This window comes from Paractinoplanes globisporus DSM 43857, assembly GCF_000379645.1.
GTDB classification, from domain to species: domain Bacteria; phylum Actinomycetota; class Actinomycetes; order Mycobacteriales; family Micromonosporaceae; genus Actinoplanes; species Actinoplanes globisporus.
In genome coordinates, this window is sequence record NZ_KB903296.1 from 245,848 (window position 1) to 259,515 (window position 13,668).

Sequence of the window (13,668 nt, forward strand, 5' to 3'; positions counted from 1 at the left end):
AAACGCCGGGCGCGCTCGTGCGCGCCCGGCGTGGCCGTGCTGATCAGTGGTGGCCCGGGCGGTGCGGGGCCGGGGCCTGGTGGATGACCTGGCGGATCACCGGGAGGGCCAGGTTGGCCCGGGTCCACTGGGTGCGGGCGTGCCGGCCGCAGTCCGTGTAGGACATCGTCGCGCGCAGCACCACGATGCCGCCGTTCCGGGTCATCGGGCTCACCCGGATCGGCGTGGCGGCGGTGCGGCCCGGCCGGAGCGAGTTGCCCGTGGTGAACGTCGTCGTCCGGCGCAGCGCCGGGTAGGACACCCGGACCTGACGGCCGCCGTCGACCTGCACCTGGGCGTCGCAGACCGGCCGGTCCGTGCGCCAGAAGACGTTCACCCAGCTGGCCGTGTTCGCCTGGACCGCGGCCAGGCGCGTGGTAACAGGCTGCGGCCCGCGCGGCTGTGCCACGGCCGGACCGGCCGCCGCCAGGGTCGCGACCGACCCGGCCGCACCGGCGAGGGCCAGTGCCGCGATGGTCCGCTTCATGATGCTCATATCTCCGACCTCCTGTGTGAGGAACTCCCGGAGCGGCGGGGGATACCGCTCCCGATAGGTCAGACCTTAGGCATATGCCCGGATTTATCTGGACAGAAACCCGGACAAAAAACCCATGTCTGGACAAAAGTCTGACCGACGTCGGCCGAAAGTACGAGCGGTAGCGTGTGGACCCATGCATCGCAGCCGCCTGTCCACGATCCTGATCGACGCGCCGACGGCCGAGGCCGGCAGGTCCGCCGCCTTCTGGTCGGCCGCGCTGGGAGTTCCGGCCCGCACCGTTCCCGGCGAGGAGCAGTTCACGTCCCTCCCGGGCGCCCTGCCGAGCCTGACCTTGGCCGTCCAGGCGGTGGACGACCAGGCCCGCTACCACGTGGACATCGAGACCGACGATGTGGACGCCGAGACCGCCCGCCTGCTCGGTCTCGGCGCGGTCGAGATCAACCGCTGGCTGGAGTGCCGCATCCTCCGTGCCCCGGGCGGCCACATCCTCTGCGTGATCCCGGAGCACAGCGCCGACTTCGCCACCCACGCGACGGTCTGGGAGTAACGCGGCCGCGGACAGCAACATCACAGCTTCCTACCCGCTCGCCCAAAGCTTGACCTGGTTCGGTGAGCGGCGTGGCAGGCGGGGGGACCACCGGTCGAGCGGCGGGCACGGCGATCGCAGCGGTCGCGGCCCTGGGCGCGGCCGTGCTGGCGGTGCGGTCCAACCTCAACGGCGACGTCACGTACGCGCTGGGCGGGCTGGAGACGGCCGGCAAGGGCGGCGTCAGCGTCTGGGACATCTTCATCGCCCGGCCGCTCGCCTACAAACTGCTCATCACGGGCCTGGACAAGGGGCGGTTCCTGCTGGTCGGGGACACCTCACTGAACACCGAACATCTGGCGATCCGGCTCGAGACGTACGGGCTGATCGTGGTTGTGGTCGTTGTTTTCTTCTTCGGCCTGCGGCGTGTCGCCGGGGTGGCCGCGGCGGCGGGGATCGCGGTCGCGACCGGGCTCGCGCTGATCGCCTCGCCGCCGTGGCACTTCCTGGAGCCCGACTGGGTGGCGCCGCTGTTGGCCGTGCTGGCGGTCGGCGCCGCGTGCGTGCCGAAGCGGCCCTGGCTCGGCGGTCTGCTGGGCGGCGTGGCGACGATGCTGGTGGTGGCGGTCAAGCTCGCCACGTTCCCGGTCGCGCTGCTGACCCTGCTGATGATCGCCGTGTTCAGCCGGCGGCGCGCCGCGTGGACCAGCCTCTCGACAATGGTCTGCGTCGCCCTTTGGTATGTCCTTACCAAACATTTGCTCCCGTGGGAGTGGACCTGGCTGCGCGATCAGGCGAACCTCGTGCACAACTCGCCGATCCACCACGGGATCCGCGCCGCCGACCTGGAGAAGCTGCGCCTCGCGGTCGGTGATGTGCTGGTGCTGAGCCCGTTCGTGGTGCTGGCGCCGGCCGCCGCGGCCGCGCTCGTCCGGCGCCTTCCCGCGGGCCGGAAGCAGTGGCTCGGCGTGGCGGTCGCGCTGGTCGCGGGGTTGCTGTCCGTGCTGTCCGCGTACGGCCAGGGCGAGTTCTTCATGTATCACTTCGCCGTCGTGCCGGTGCTGGCCGCGGGTGTCTGGGGCGCGGCCTTCGCGCTCTGCCCGCGTTTCCGGCTGCCGCTGGCCGGAGCCACGGTTCTCGTGACCGTCGCCAGCCTGGTGCTCCTGCGCCAGCCCGCGCATTGGCGGCATCTCCATTCGAGCAAAGTCGCTTTCGCGTACGAGGTGACCGCGCTGCTCCTGGCGGTCGCGGCATGGCATCTCGCCGGGCGGGGACGGTTCACGCCGCCGTGGTCGTCCGGCGTGGTCGCGCTCAGCCTCGCGCTGGTCCCGGCGGTGCTGCCCGGCGCGCCGTACGCGTTCGGCACCTACGACTACCGCGTCCACAACCGGTCCTCGCGGGACGCCGCGCTGATCGCCCTCGGCAAGCGGCTCGGCCCGGACACCCCGGTCCTGTACCTGACCTTCGGCACGATCAACCACGCTCTGGGCAACCCGACCTCGTGCCGCTACCCGTCCCCGCAGTGGCTGCAGCGCTCCACCATGTACGCATTCGTGCGCGACTTCCCGAGCTACCGGGACAACCTGCGCTGCCTGACCGACGACGGCGACGCCAGGTATCTGATCATCCACACCGGCTGGTTCGACCTGGCGAAGGCGAGCCCCGAGGTCCAGCGCCTGATCGGCGAGCGGTTCGACTGCTCCCCGGCGGCCCGCCTCCCGGCGCCGGAGCCGCTCGAGGTGTGCCCGGCGCGAGCCGCTAAAGAGTAGGGATCTCCTCGCTCGCGGCGCCGGCCTCGGTCATCCGGTGCAGCCAGGCGTTGACCACGGCGATCTCGTCGGGGCTGAAGCCGGCCGCGAGCCGCGCCTCGACGGCCTGGACCGTCGGCAGCGCCTCGGCCAGCCGCTGCCGGCCCGCGTCGGTCAGGAAGATCTGCTGGGTGCGGCGGTCGCTCGGGTGCGGGCGGCGCTCGACCAGGCCGGCCCGCTCGAGACCGCCGAGCATCTCGTTGGCGGACTGGCGGGCGGTGGAGACCTTGCGGGCCACGTCGGCCACGGACAGGCCGGGCACCTCGTCGAGCATCAGCAGCGACGCGAACTGGGCGACCGACAGGTCGTGCCGGACGAGCGCCTCGGCGACGACACCCCGCAGGGAGAGCCAGGCGTGCCGGACGAGGAAGGTCGAGCAGCCCTCGATTGGTGTCACCCGCCCATTGTGCGTCAGGAGAACTATTGACAGGTACCTGACAATCCTGCGAGGGTGAGAGCATGACCGTCAGGGACCTGCCAATCAGCCTACCCCGGCAGCGCCGGGTGCTGTCCGTCCTCGTCTTCGCCGCGGTGCTCATCTGGATCGACACGACGATCCTGGGCATTGCCCTCGAGCGCATCGCCGACCCGCGCACCGGGCTCGGCGCGAGCCCCGGCCAGCTGCAGTGGGCCGTCGGGGCGTACGCGCTGCTGTTCGCCACCGCCCTGTTCGCCGCCGGCGCGCTCGGCGACCGCTACGGGCATCGCACGATCCTGGTGCTCGGGCTGCTCTGCTTCGGCGCCGCCTCGGTCTGGGCCGCCTGGGCCGGCGGCGCGACCGGCCTGATCCTCGCCCGCGGGCTCATGGGCCTGGGCGGCGCGATGATGATGCCTTCCTCGATGGCGATCATCGGGGCCACCTTCCCGCCCGAGCGCCGGGCCGGGGCGATCGCGACCTGGTCGGCGTCGGCCGGGGTCGGTGTCGCGCTCGGCCCGCTGCTCGGCGGCCTCCTCGTCGACCACTTCTGGTGGGGGTCGGTGTTCCTGGTCAACCTGCCGGTGGTCGCCCTCGCGCTCGCCGGCATCGCTTACGTCGTACCGAATCCGAAGCTCGCGCAGCGCCGCAAGCCGGACCCGATCGGTCTCGTTCTCTCGACGGCGGGGCTCGCCCTGCTGGCCTACGGTCTCATCGAGGCCGGTCAGGACACCGACTGGGCACGCTGGCAGGTGTGGGCGCCGACGCTCGCCGGGCTGGCGCTGATCGCGGCGTTCACCGTCTTCGAGTGGCGCTCGGCGGAGCCGTCGTTCGACCCGCGGCTGTTCCGCAACGGCCGGTTCAGCGCCGGGAACCTCGCGCTCGGTGCGCTGTTCTTCGGGATCACCGGGCAGATGTTCTACGGCAACTTCTATCTGCAGGGCGCGCGCGGGATGAGCGCGCTCGCCACCGGCCTGGCCTTCCTGCCGGGCGCGGTCGGTCTCGCCGCCGGCTCCCCGGTCGGAGCGAAACTGGCCCGGCGGTACGGCGTCGGCCCGGTCAGCGGGATCGGGCTGCTCGTGGTGGCGGCCGCCTTCCTGGCCAACCTGACCTTCGACGTCGACACGCCGCTGGCCTGGTTCTGCACGGTCGGCTTCGTCAGCGGGGTGGCGATGGGCCTGGCGATCGCGCCGACGGTCGCCGCGGTGATCGCCGTGCTGCCGGTCGACCGGATGGGCGCCGGCTCCGCGGTCAACAACACCGTGCGGCAGGTGGGCAGCGTCCTCGGGATCGCGCTGCTCGGCACGATTCTCGCCACGTCGTATCGGGACCGGATCGCGCCGTCGCTGGCCGCGCTTCCTTCGCCCGTACGCGACGCCGCCGCACCCTCGGCCGAGCGGACGCGCGCGGTCGCGGACGCCATGCACCGCCCCGACCTGCTCTCCTCGGCCAACGACGCGTTCGTCGCCGCGATGCACGTGACCGCCACCGCGGCGGCCCTCACGCTGGCGGCCGGCGCGGTGCTGCTGATCGTCGCGTTCCGGAGCCGGCGGCGCCCGTCGTCGTTGAGCGACGATCCGGTCCCGGTCCGCGTAGGGTCGAATTCATGACCTCTTCGATTGACCTGCACGGCGCCCCGCACGTCGCGCGTTACCTCGAGACCGACGGCGAGGACGGCTTCCACTGGCGCCACGGGACCGAGATCCTGATCCTGTTCACCCGGGGGCGCAGGTCGGGCGAGGAACGCACCAACGCGCTCATCTTCCGCGAGTACCAGGGGAAATACCTGGTCGTGGCGTCGAAGGGTGGCGCGCCCCAGCCGCCGTCCTGGTTCGTCAACCTGACCGCCGACCCGCACGTCGAGGTCCAGATCAAGGCGGACCGTTTCCCGGCCGTCGCCCGGGTCGCCACGCCGGAGGAGAAGCCGGCGATGTGGGCCGCGATGACCGAGGCCTGGCCCGACTACGACGCGTACCAGAAGAAGACCGACCGGGAGATCCCGGTGGTGGTGCTGGAACGCGCCTGAGCCCCTCCGCCTGGGGGCCGCCGCGGGGCCGTGCATGCCTCGGCCTGGGCCGCTGCGAACGCCATGGCCGCTCGTTGGCCATGGCGTGACTATTCCCCGCGGCGGCAATGTTGGCCCGTCGCCAAGCCGACGCCGACCTTCCGATCATCCCGCCCGTCACCTCAGCATGGGTCTTTGGAGGTGACGGGGGAATGGTCTTTTTGGTGGGATTCGTGTTATGTGTCCTGTCGGTCTGCGCGCTCATGGTCTGGAAACGGGTGGGGGACGAGCCCGCGGCGGTGCGCCCCTGGCGTGCGGAACCGAGTGCGGAAAGCTCCGAGGGCCTGCTGGCCGCCCAGCTGGCCGCCGGTGACATCACCGACCGGGAGTACGTCCGGGCCATGGAGCGGATAGCCGCCCGCGACGGATAAGAGCCACCTGTGTGAACCTGTGGATCCGCTGTCAAAGGCGCAGTCGCACCGCGGGGTGACCGATCTGAGCTCACGTACGGGGCGACGGTCGCCCCGCGGAACGGAGCAACGACGATGACGACCATCAGCGCGATCGGCGACGCCGCGACGACCCGGGTCCAGACGGACGATCAGGACCTGAAGGCCCTGGCCGCGCACCACGCCGCGAAGGGCGGGCACGGGCACCACGGCGTGAAGAAGTCCGGCCCGCCGCCCGCTGCGGCCGGCGCCCTGTCGCCGGCGACCAAGGGCGAGAACTCGGGCCTGGCCGACAAGCTCGACCAGGTCAGCCAGGCGCTCGACATGGACAGTGACGACGTGACCGCCCAGGCCACAACGGCGTCGGCCCTGGTCGGCATGTTCCGGAACAAGGGCGTCGACCCGCGCGACGTCCTGGACAGCGGCGACCTGTTGGACGTGGCCGCCTGACCAACCCGGCCTCCTGTTCGCGCGCTGTGCGAGCAGGAGGCCGCTACTTGTCCTGACGTTCCTGGGTCAACAGTTGCGCGATCAGGGCGTTGGCCAGCCAGTCTTCGTAGCGGTCGGGGGTCCATCCGCGTTCGATGACGAGGGTTCGGTAGACCTCGGGCAGGACGAGGGTGAGGTAGATGGCCACGCCGTCGTCGACGCTGACGCCCGGGGCGAGGTGCGGTGCGATGCCGTCGACGTGGCGGCGGAAGGCGCGTTCGCGGTTGGCGGCGATCGTCCGCACGTCCTGGGCGATGTCCGGGTCCGTGCGGGCCGCTTCCTGGTAGATGTCGACCACGTCGTACATCTGCTCGAACTGCCGGCGCTGGAGGTTCGCGACCCCCCGCAGGCCGTCTCGCGGGTCCGGCTGCGCCAGGGCCTCGTCGTGGGCGCGGTCGACGTCGAGGGTGCCGGCGACCTCCCACGCGATGGCCCGCAGGATGGCGGCCTTCCCGCCGAACGCCGAGTAGATCGTCGGCGCCGGGATGTCGGCGGATTCCGCGATCGCGGCGATGGTCGTTCCCACATAGCCCTGGCCGGCGAACAGGGCACGCGCCGCCGACGCGATCTGCGCCTTCGTCGCCATCGCCTGACGCTGCCGGTGGCTCGGCCCTTCGCGCTTGACAACCACGACGCGAGAGTAGCACTCTCTAAATCATAGTAACACTATGACGAAGAGAGTGGCGCGATGACTTCCGAGCTGGTCGAGACCCCTGTGCTGATCGTGGGCGGTGGCCCGGCCGGGCTGACCGCGTCGCTGTTGCTGTCCCGGCACGGCGTCGAGTCTCTGCTGATCGACAAGCGCGTGACCGGGTCGCCACTACCGCGGGCCCGGGGTGTGCATTCCCGGGCGATGGAGATCCTGAGGGTGTGCGGCGTCGAACCCGACCTGCGGGCCGTCGAGCTGCCGATCACCCCCGGGGCGGAGTGGCGAGTGGACCTGACCGGCTCGCCGCTGCGCGAGGACGTGCCATCCGCCGGCCGGTCGCCGGTGAGTCCGTGTGAAGGGCTGTCGGTCTCCCAGGATGTGTTCGAGTCGGTGCTGCGCGACCACGCCGGCGGTTACCCGGCGGGGCGGCTGCGGAGGGGTGCGCTGCTGGAGTCGTTCCGGACCGTCGACGGTGGCGTGCTGGCCACGGTGACCGAGCAGGCCTCCGGGCGCGCCACGCACGTCCGGGCACGGTGGATGATCGCGGCCGACGGCGCCCGCAGCGGTGTTCGCCGGCAACTCGGTATCGCCATGAACGGCCCCGACGACCTCGGCCGGCAGACGATGATCGCGTTCCGGGCCGACCTGACCGGCCGGACCGGTGCCCGTCCGCGGGGGATCTACTTCCTCACCGCCACCGGGGCGGCGCTGATCTGGACCCACGCCGACGACCGCTGGGTGATCAGCCAACCGGGCCCGACCGCCGCCGGCGAAGACCCTGCGACGGTCGTCCGCCGCGTCCTCGGCCTTCCCGACCTGACCCTGGACGTATTGGCCACCAACCCGTGGACGGCCGCCGCGCAATCCGCCGCCCAGTTCGCGCGCGGGCCGGTGTTCCTGGCCGGCGACGCCGCCCACCGCTTCCCGCCCGCCGGCGCCACCGGTGTGAGCGCCGCGATGCACGACGTGCACAACCTCGCCTGGAAGATCGCCGCCGTCGTCCACGGCCACGGCGGCGAGAAGCTGCTGGACAGCTATGCCACCGAACGCGAACCGGTCGGCCGGCGCAACGCCGACGAGACCGGCATCGCCTGGACCCGAATCTTCAGCGGGGACGGGGCGCCGTTTCGCGGACGCAGCTTGGCCCAGCTCGACATGGGCTATCAGTACACGTCGCCGGTCATCGTGGGCGACGCCAGTCCCGACGCCGATCCGCCCGGTGCCGACTACCACCAGTCCGCCACGCCCGGATGCCGGGCCCCGCACCTGTGGCTGGCCGACGGATCCTCCACCATCGACCTGTTCGACCGGCGCTTCGTGCTACTGACCGCCGAACCCGGCCACGCCTGGCGCGACGCCGCCGCGAGCTGCCCCGGCGCACCCGTCGACAGCCACGTGGTGACCGAAGCGCAATGGCCCGACTTGTACGGCGTCGCACCCGACGGCGCGGTCCTCGTCCGCCCCGACGGCCATGTCGCCTGGCGCAGCGTCACACCATCCACCGATCCCAAGGCGGACCTCAAGACCGCCCTGACCACCAGCACCGGCGGCTGACGTTGGACACCACCCGACTTGAGTGAGGCAACCGTGGCACTCATGGATACTGAAGCGCCGTCCCGGCTCAGCCGGATCGGCTGGTTGCTGGCGTTGTCGCCGGCCTTGTCGCTGGTGTGGGTGACGGCGGTGGTGACGACCATGTCGCGCTCGGGCGTGGACCAAGCCGCCGACCTCACCCAAGGACAGATGGACGCCATCCGCGTCGGGTGGGCAGTGCAATGGGTGCTGTACGCCGTGGTGGTGATCGTGATCTCGGCCGGGCTGGCCGAGCTGAACCGCGTCCTGCGGCGGCAGGCGGCCGGTCTGGCGGTGGCATCGCAGATCGCGGTCGTGGTGTCGGTACTTGCGGTGGTGGCAGTGCTGGCTCTCCGCCTGGCCGCCATCGGATTCTCCGAGGCGCACCTGGGCGACAACGATGCGTACACCCGGTCGCTCGCGGCAAGCTACGTCTGCACCTGGGCCGCGGCGGTGGCGACAGTGTCGACGAGTCTGGCTCTGCGGACGAGTGGCCTGTTGCGCCGCACCGGTTCGATCGTCGCCGTGCTCAGCGCTGTGTTCCTGGCGTTGGATGTCGCGACCCTGGCCGTGCCGCCCTGGCTGTTCGCGTTCCTGTGGCTGGCCATCGGGGTCGGCTGCTACGCCGTCGAGGGCCTTCCTCGACGTGACGAACCCGAAGCGTCGGTCACGGGACTGGACGTAGCAGTGCTATGCGGCTCGCGCCCAGTTCGGTCACGTAGAGATTGCCGGTGGCGGTGTCCTCGGTCAGGTCGAGGGGCTGGCTGAAGCCGGTGAACCCGGTGATGCCGGTCGTGCGGTTGGACAGGGCGCCCGAGGCGGCCACGTCGAAGGTCTCGATGTCCTGCCCGTCGGAGTAGCGGACCACCAGCAGCTTGCCGTCGAGCACGCCGCCGCGGTACTCGATCGCGCCGTCGGCGGAGGCGTGCAGGCCGGCGTCGTAGATCCCGGCTAGGTCGAGGTTCGCGTCCGGCAGCGTGCCGACGGGGTAGGCGTCCACCTGGAACGGGTCGGCGGCGGCCGTGGGGTTTCCGCCGGCGAGCACCCACTGGCATCGGGTCGGGTTGGGGTGGCCGTAGTAGCGGCCCGGCTTCACGTCGAAGACGTAGTCGGTCTCGGCCTGCGGGTTCCCGGTGATCGCCGGCACGACCGGCCCGCTGTAGCCCGGGCAGGTGGCCGAGGCCGGCGTGTTGCCACCGGCCGCCGACCCGTTCGTCGGCGTGTACAGATGCCCGTTGCGGTGCCAGACCAGGTCGTAGGCGTTGCGCACGCCGGTCGCGTACAGGGTCAGGGCGGCGCCGGCGGCCGCGGGATCGTAGGTGCCGCCGTCGGAGGTCTTCACGTCGAGCGGCAGCGTGGCCGGCAGCCTGGCCGGGTCGAGGCGGAGCACGGCCGCGTTGAGCTTGTGCTCGGCACGGTTGCCCCAGGCCGAGTCGGGAGCGCCCATCGCGTTGTTGGCGCCCTGCGTGAAGTACAGCGCGCCGTCCGGGCCGAAGGCCAGCGAGTTCGTCTCGTGGTCCTTCACCGAGCGCGGCAGGTTGGTGACGACCTCGGTGTACGTCCCGAGATCCGGCCCGGTCAGCCGGGCGATCTTGCTGGACCAGTCGGGCACGTCGTACGCGCCGACGAACTCGTAGTTGTCGCTGATCCACAGGATCGGTGCGGCCGCCGTCGACGCCGGGTCGAAGGCCAGCCCGATGATCGTGCGGTTGGGCGCGCCGGGCAGCCCGGCCGAGGTCGCGTGGCTCCGCACGGTGTCGATCACCGTGGGCGTGCCGAGCGTGCCGTCCGCGTTGATCGGGTACCGGTACAGGTGCCCGTCCAGCGTCGCCGCGTAGAGGCGGCCGTCCGGTCCTTTCGCGACACTCGTGTACTGCCCGCTCACCGCGCCGCTGGCGACCTTGGTGAAGGCCGGGCCACTGCCGCCGCTCGCGCTCCCCGTGCTGAAGACCATGGAGTACGGGGAGAAGGCGTTGCCGGCCACGTCCCGGACCCCGCTCGTGACCTCGAGGCGGTACAGCGTGCGCTCGGCCAGCGGCGCCCGCGGCGAGGCGTTGATGACGTCGCCGCCCCCGCTGGTGATTACGTTGATGTCGACGGCCGCGCCGTCCGGCACCCGGGTCAGACGCACCGTGCTCGCGCTCAGCGACGCCGGGTCGACCCCGCCGGACGGCAGCCGCAGATCGGCCACGACGCTCGCGGTCGGCTCGACGCCGGTCGCGAGGTCGGCCGGAGTGGTGGTGCGCACCGACGGGATGGCGGCGGCGGCCGGGACGCTGGCCACGTCGACATAGGTGAACTTCGTGTTCGTCCCCGCCCGCGGGCTCAACGTCAGCTTTCCGTCGGCGACCGTGACCGTCCTGGTCGCGGTGGCGTGCCTGGCCGTCGAGGTGGGGGCGAAGGCGGCTACGCCGTTCTGGTCCTCGATGTTCAGGTAGTGCACGCTGTCGACGGCCGTGCCCGCGTCGCCCACCGCCGCGGTGACGGTGTAGAGCCCGTCCGGCACGGCGAGCTCCCAGGCGCCGGGCGTGTGCACGCCCGCCGACCCGGCCGGCAGCTGCGTGTGGATCAGGGTCGCGAGGCGCACGTCGGCGTTGGCCGCGGTGCCACGGTTGCGCCCGTTGCCGACGAGGCTCAGCGGGGTGCCCTCGTTGAGCGAGACCCAGCCGTAGGTCCGGCCGTTGCCGCGGTCGGCGTAGGCCTGGCCGTAGTCGGTGAGGTAACCGGCCGGGGGAGCGGTCGCCTGGTCGGCGAAGTTCACCTTCGCGGCGAACGCGGCCGGGGTCGCACCGGCCGCCGCGGAGAGGGCGGACTCGTTGCCGGAGGTGTCGACGGCACTTACCGCGTACGTATGGACGCCGTTGGCCACGGTGGTGTCGGTGAACGCGGCGGTGGTGACCAGGCCCGGCCCGGTGACCGTCGCGCCGTCGCGGTACACGCGGTAGCCGAGCAGGTCGGTGCTCGTGCTCGCCGCCCAGCCGAGCGCCACCTGATGGTCGCCGGCCCGCGCCACGAGGCCGCCCGGCGCGGGCGGAGCGGCCGAGTCGTAGACCACCCGGCTGATCTGCAGATAGTTGAGCTTGGTGTTCGTGCCGCCGATCGCGTCGACGGTGAGCAGCCCGTCGGCGACCGGCACGGTCACGGTCCCCGTCGCGAACTCGGCCGCGGCGGCCGGCCGGAAGTGGTCGATCGCCGTGACCCCCTCGGCCCGCACCACGTGCACGCTGTCGTAGGGCGGCTGATCACCGGCCGAGACCGTCACCGTGTAGGTGCCGGGGGCGGCCGCGTACTGCCAGGCGCCGGCGGTGGCCACGCCGTTCGTGCCGCCGACGTCGCCGTACTGCAGGTGGATCAGCGTGTTGAGCCGGGGGTCGACGCCGGCCCGCGCCCGGTCACGGGTGTTGCGCGTCAGATCGAGCGGGGCGCCGTTGTCCTGCCGCACCCACCCGAAGCCCCGGGCGGAGGTGTAGGCCGCGCCGGTATCCGCGACGTAGCCGGACGGGGTCGCGGACGAGGCCGGCTGGAAGTTGACGCTCACGACCGGCGTGGTCGCGGCCGGCGCGACCAAGCCCACGCTCGCGAGCAGAATGCTCACAGCCCATGACCGCATCGCGACCCCCCGTGTTCGGTTCCGGGGTCAGTCATACTCGCCCGCGAGTCTTCCTGTCCACTGTGGATCTTGTGCCAGACTTCGCGGTCATGGACCTCGCGCCGGTGTTGGTGACCACCCTCGGCGGCGCGCTCTCGGCCACGCTCGGCGTGCTGGTCGGCGGGGTCGTCACGCGCCGCGCCCAGGAGCGGCACTGGCTGCGCGACCGTCAACTGCAGGCGTACCAGGAGCTGTTCAACCAGTACGCCCGTTTCATGATGGCCCTGCGCCGGGCCCACCTGGACCACGCGCCGGTCGATGTGGACTGGGCGTCCTGGAGCGTGGCGCTCACCACGGCCACCCTGGTGGCCCCGCTGAGTGTGGCCCGCGCGATGGACGCGTTCGCCAAGGCGGTCGGCGTCTTCCTGACCAAGGTGGCCGCCCGCGACCCGGTGACCGACCCGGTCGACGACGCGGGCCTGACCGAGGCCTCCCGCCCCGCGGCCGCCGCCCACATCGACCTGCTGAACGCGATCCGGCGCTCGATGGGCAGCTCACTCGAGGAGATGCCCTTCTACCTCGGCGGCACGCTGGGCGAGCACCCGGAGGGCAAGGCGCCCTAGCCGTCAGGCTCGGCGGGTGGGACGGAGGATCACCGCGGCCACGGCGGCGAGGAGGACGCCGCAGGCGATCTGTTCGATGACCATCCAGGTGGGCAGGGGGACGAACAGGAGGACGGCGACGATCGCCACCAGGATGATCGCGACCACCAGGCGCAGGCGGAGCAGCGCGCGGGCGTCGCCTCGGGACGCGCGGGCGGCGAAGACGACGCTCAGGAAGGACGTGGCCGCGACGATGACGCCCCGGACGACGGCCTCGGAGTTGATGAGCGCGGGGTCCACGGCGGCGAACAGGACGATCGCGGCGACGGTCAGCGTGCTGAGCGCGGCGTAGGCGATGACGAGCCGTCGCACCATGCGGTAGGAGTCGGCGTCCGGCGTACGGAAAAGCGGGGTTGAAGTCATGGTTTTTGCTCCTTGAAGGGGTCTGCTGCGGTTGCCTTCTCGAAGATCTGTTGTGCCTCGGCGATGATGTGGTCGACGTCGAGGTCGGGGTGGGCGGGGAAGTAGTGGGCGGCGCCGTCCACGACCGCGCGGATGGCCAGCGACATGACCTCGGGGTCGAAGGCGCCGAACTCGTCGCTCTTCTGGCCGGCGGCGAGCAGGTCGCGGAGCGGGTCGACGCCGGACGGGACGGCGATGGCGGCCGTCGTGTTCTGCAGGATGCGTTGCACCGCCAGGACATGGGCGGCGTTTTCCGCGATGAAACGAAGGTTCGAGGACAGGTACGTGCGGAGACGGTCGCGATAGGTCGTTTCGGCCATGATGCGTGCGGTCATGTACGCCGCGCCGTTCGCGTAGAGCAGCTCGACGACCGCCTCGTGCACCGCCTCCTTGGTCTTGAAGTGGTAGAGCACCGTGCCCTTGCTCGCCCCCGCCTCCCGCGCGATGCGCTCGATCGAGGCGGAGGCGAAACCCTCCCCGGTCAGCACCGTGATCGCCGCGGCGACGATGTCGTGGCGACGGGCCTGCTGGGTTCGCGTGAGCGCCTTTTCTGACCGCACGGTC

15 protein-coding genes are annotated in these 13,668 nt (G+C 71.6%); 9 read left to right on the top strand and 6 right to left on the bottom strand.

Annotated features, from left to right (window positions below; all coding sequences use genetic code 11):
* Positions 1-43: 43 nt before the first annotated feature.
* The gene (locus A3CQ_RS0110465) at positions 44-535 is read right to left on the bottom strand and encodes a hypothetical protein (protein ID WP_020510886.1); all 492 of its coding nucleotides are present in this window, start codon (positions 533-535) and stop codon (positions 44-46) included.
* 175 nt (positions 536-710) lie between these two features.
* Between A3CQ_RS0110465 and A3CQ_RS0110470 the strand changes: the two genes are divergently transcribed.
* Together A3CQ_RS0110470 and A3CQ_RS0110475 are read left to right on the top strand one after the other, a co-directional pair.
* Positions 711-1,085: a VOC family protein gene (locus tag A3CQ_RS0110470; protein ID WP_020510887.1), complete on the top strand. Its 375-nt coding sequence runs from the start codon at positions 711-713 to the stop codon at positions 1,083-1,085.
* A gap of 71 nt (positions 1,086-1,156) precedes the next feature.
* On the top strand, positions 1,157-2,833 hold the full coding sequence (locus A3CQ_RS0110475; protein ID WP_020510888.1) for a hypothetical protein: 1,677 nt from the start codon (positions 1,157-1,159) through the stop codon (positions 2,831-2,833).
* Here the strand turns inward: A3CQ_RS0110475 and A3CQ_RS0110480 are convergent.
* Positions 2,823-3,269, bottom strand: coding sequence for a MarR family winged helix-turn-helix transcriptional regulator (locus A3CQ_RS0110480; protein ID WP_020510889.1), 447 nt, complete (start codon positions 3,267-3,269; stop codon positions 2,823-2,825). The two genes, A3CQ_RS0110475 and A3CQ_RS0110480, sit on opposite strands and share 11 nt — an antisense overlap.
* Before the next feature lie 62 nt (positions 3,270-3,331).
* Between A3CQ_RS0110480 and A3CQ_RS52265 the strand changes: the two genes are divergently transcribed.
* The 4 genes from A3CQ_RS52265 to A3CQ_RS0110500 all read left to right on the top strand — a co-directional run bounded on the left by A3CQ_RS52265 (position 3,332) and on the right by A3CQ_RS0110500 (position 6,191).
* Positions 3,332-4,897: an MFS transporter gene (locus A3CQ_RS52265; protein ID WP_063713550.1), complete on the top strand. Its 1,566-nt coding sequence runs from the start codon at positions 3,332-3,334 to the stop codon at positions 4,895-4,897.
* Positions 4,894-5,313 (top strand): nitroreductase family deazaflavin-dependent oxidoreductase, encoded by a 420-nt coding sequence (locus A3CQ_RS0110490; protein ID WP_020510891.1) that lies wholly within the window; start codon positions 4,894-4,896, stop codon positions 5,311-5,313. The genes A3CQ_RS52265 and A3CQ_RS0110490 overlap by 4 nt, the downstream gene beginning before the upstream one ends.
* A 191-nt stretch (positions 5,314-5,504) precedes the next feature.
* On the top strand, positions 5,505-5,723 hold the full coding sequence (locus A3CQ_RS52270; RefSeq protein ID WP_020510892.1) for a hypothetical protein: 219 nt from the start codon (positions 5,505-5,507) through the stop codon (positions 5,721-5,723).
* 114 nt (positions 5,724-5,837) lie between these two features.
* Positions 5,838-6,191: a hypothetical protein gene (locus A3CQ_RS0110500; protein ID WP_020510893.1), complete on the top strand. Its 354-nt coding sequence runs from the start codon at positions 5,838-5,840 to the stop codon at positions 6,189-6,191.
* Between the two features lie 43 nt (positions 6,192-6,234).
* Here the strand turns inward: A3CQ_RS0110500 and A3CQ_RS0110505 are convergent, their stop codons facing one another.
* Positions 6,235-6,861 (bottom strand): TetR/AcrR family transcriptional regulator, encoded by a 627-nt coding sequence (locus A3CQ_RS0110505; RefSeq protein ID WP_026205532.1) that lies wholly within the window; start codon positions 6,859-6,861, stop codon positions 6,235-6,237.
* Between the two features lie 57 nt (positions 6,862-6,918).
* On the opposite strand from A3CQ_RS0110505, the gene A3CQ_RS0110510 reads away from it, so the two are divergent.
* On the top strand, positions 6,919-8,433 hold the full coding sequence (locus A3CQ_RS0110510) for an FAD-dependent monooxygenase (protein WP_020510895.1): 1,515 nt from the start codon (positions 6,919-6,921) through the stop codon (positions 8,431-8,433).
* Between the two features lie 42 nt (positions 8,434-8,475).
* Entirely contained in the window at positions 8,476-9,219 is a 744-nt protein-coding gene (locus A3CQ_RS0110515) for a hypothetical protein (RefSeq protein ID WP_026205533.1), read from the top strand.
* On the opposite strand, the gene A3CQ_RS0110520 is transcribed toward A3CQ_RS0110515, so the two are convergent.
* Positions 9,119-12,046 (bottom strand): Ig-like domain-containing protein, encoded by a 2,928-nt coding sequence (locus A3CQ_RS0110520; protein ID WP_020510896.1) that lies wholly within the window; start codon positions 12,044-12,046, stop codon positions 9,119-9,121. The genes A3CQ_RS0110515 and A3CQ_RS0110520 overlap by 101 nt on opposite strands.
* A gap of 86 nt (positions 12,047-12,132) precedes the next feature.
* On the opposite strand from A3CQ_RS0110520, the gene A3CQ_RS0110525 reads away from it, so the two are divergent.
* Positions 12,133-12,663: a hypothetical protein gene (locus A3CQ_RS0110525; RefSeq protein WP_211216522.1), complete on the top strand. Its 531-nt coding sequence runs from the start codon at positions 12,133-12,135 to the stop codon at positions 12,661-12,663.
* 3 nt (positions 12,664-12,666) lie between these two features.
* On the opposite strand, the gene A3CQ_RS0110530 is transcribed toward A3CQ_RS0110525, so the two are convergent.
* Together A3CQ_RS0110530 and A3CQ_RS0110535 are read right to left on the bottom strand one after the other, a co-directional pair.
* Positions 12,667-13,065: a hypothetical protein gene (locus A3CQ_RS0110530; RefSeq protein WP_020510898.1), complete on the bottom strand. Its 399-nt coding sequence runs from the start codon at positions 13,063-13,065 to the stop codon at positions 12,667-12,669.
* Entirely contained in the window at positions 13,062-13,664 is a 603-nt protein-coding gene (locus A3CQ_RS0110535; protein ID WP_157295643.1) for a TetR/AcrR family transcriptional regulator, read from the bottom strand. The genes A3CQ_RS0110530 and A3CQ_RS0110535 overlap by 4 nt, the downstream gene beginning before the upstream one ends.
* Positions 13,665-13,668 lie beyond the last annotated feature (4 nt).

Excerpts from the sequence above, each read along its gene's own strand:
- A3CQ_RS0110500 (WP_020510893.1), top strand. The coding sequence starts at position 5,838 with ATGACGACCATCAGCGCGATCGGCGACGCCGCGACGACCCGGGTCCAG.
- A3CQ_RS0110510 (WP_020510895.1), top strand. The coding sequence starts at position 6,919 with ATGACTTCCGAGCTGGTCGAGACCCCTGTGCTGATCGTGGGCGGTGGC.
- A3CQ_RS0110530 (WP_020510898.1), bottom strand. The coding sequence starts at position 13,065 with ATGACTTCAACCCCGCTTTTCCGTACGCCGGACGCCGACTCCTACCGC.
- A3CQ_RS52270 (WP_020510892.1), top strand. The coding sequence starts at position 5,505 with ATGGTCTTTTTGGTGGGATTCGTGTTATGTGTCCTGTCGGTCTGCGCG.
- A3CQ_RS52265 (WP_063713550.1), top strand. The coding sequence starts at position 3,332 with ATGACCGTCAGGGACCTGCCAATCAGCCTACCCCGGCAGCGCCGGGTG.
- A3CQ_RS0110515 (WP_026205533.1), top strand. The coding sequence starts at position 8,476 with ATGGATACTGAAGCGCCGTCCCGGCTCAGCCGGATCGGCTGGTTGCTG.
- A3CQ_RS0110490 (WP_020510891.1), top strand. The coding sequence starts at position 4,894 with ATGACCTCTTCGATTGACCTGCACGGCGCCCCGCACGTCGCGCGTTAC.
- A3CQ_RS0110465 (WP_020510886.1), bottom strand. The coding sequence starts at position 535 with ATGAGCATCATGAAGCGGACCATCGCGGCACTGGCCCTCGCCGGTGCG.
- A3CQ_RS0110470 (WP_020510887.1), top strand. The coding sequence starts at position 711 with ATGCATCGCAGCCGCCTGTCCACGATCCTGATCGACGCGCCGACGGCC.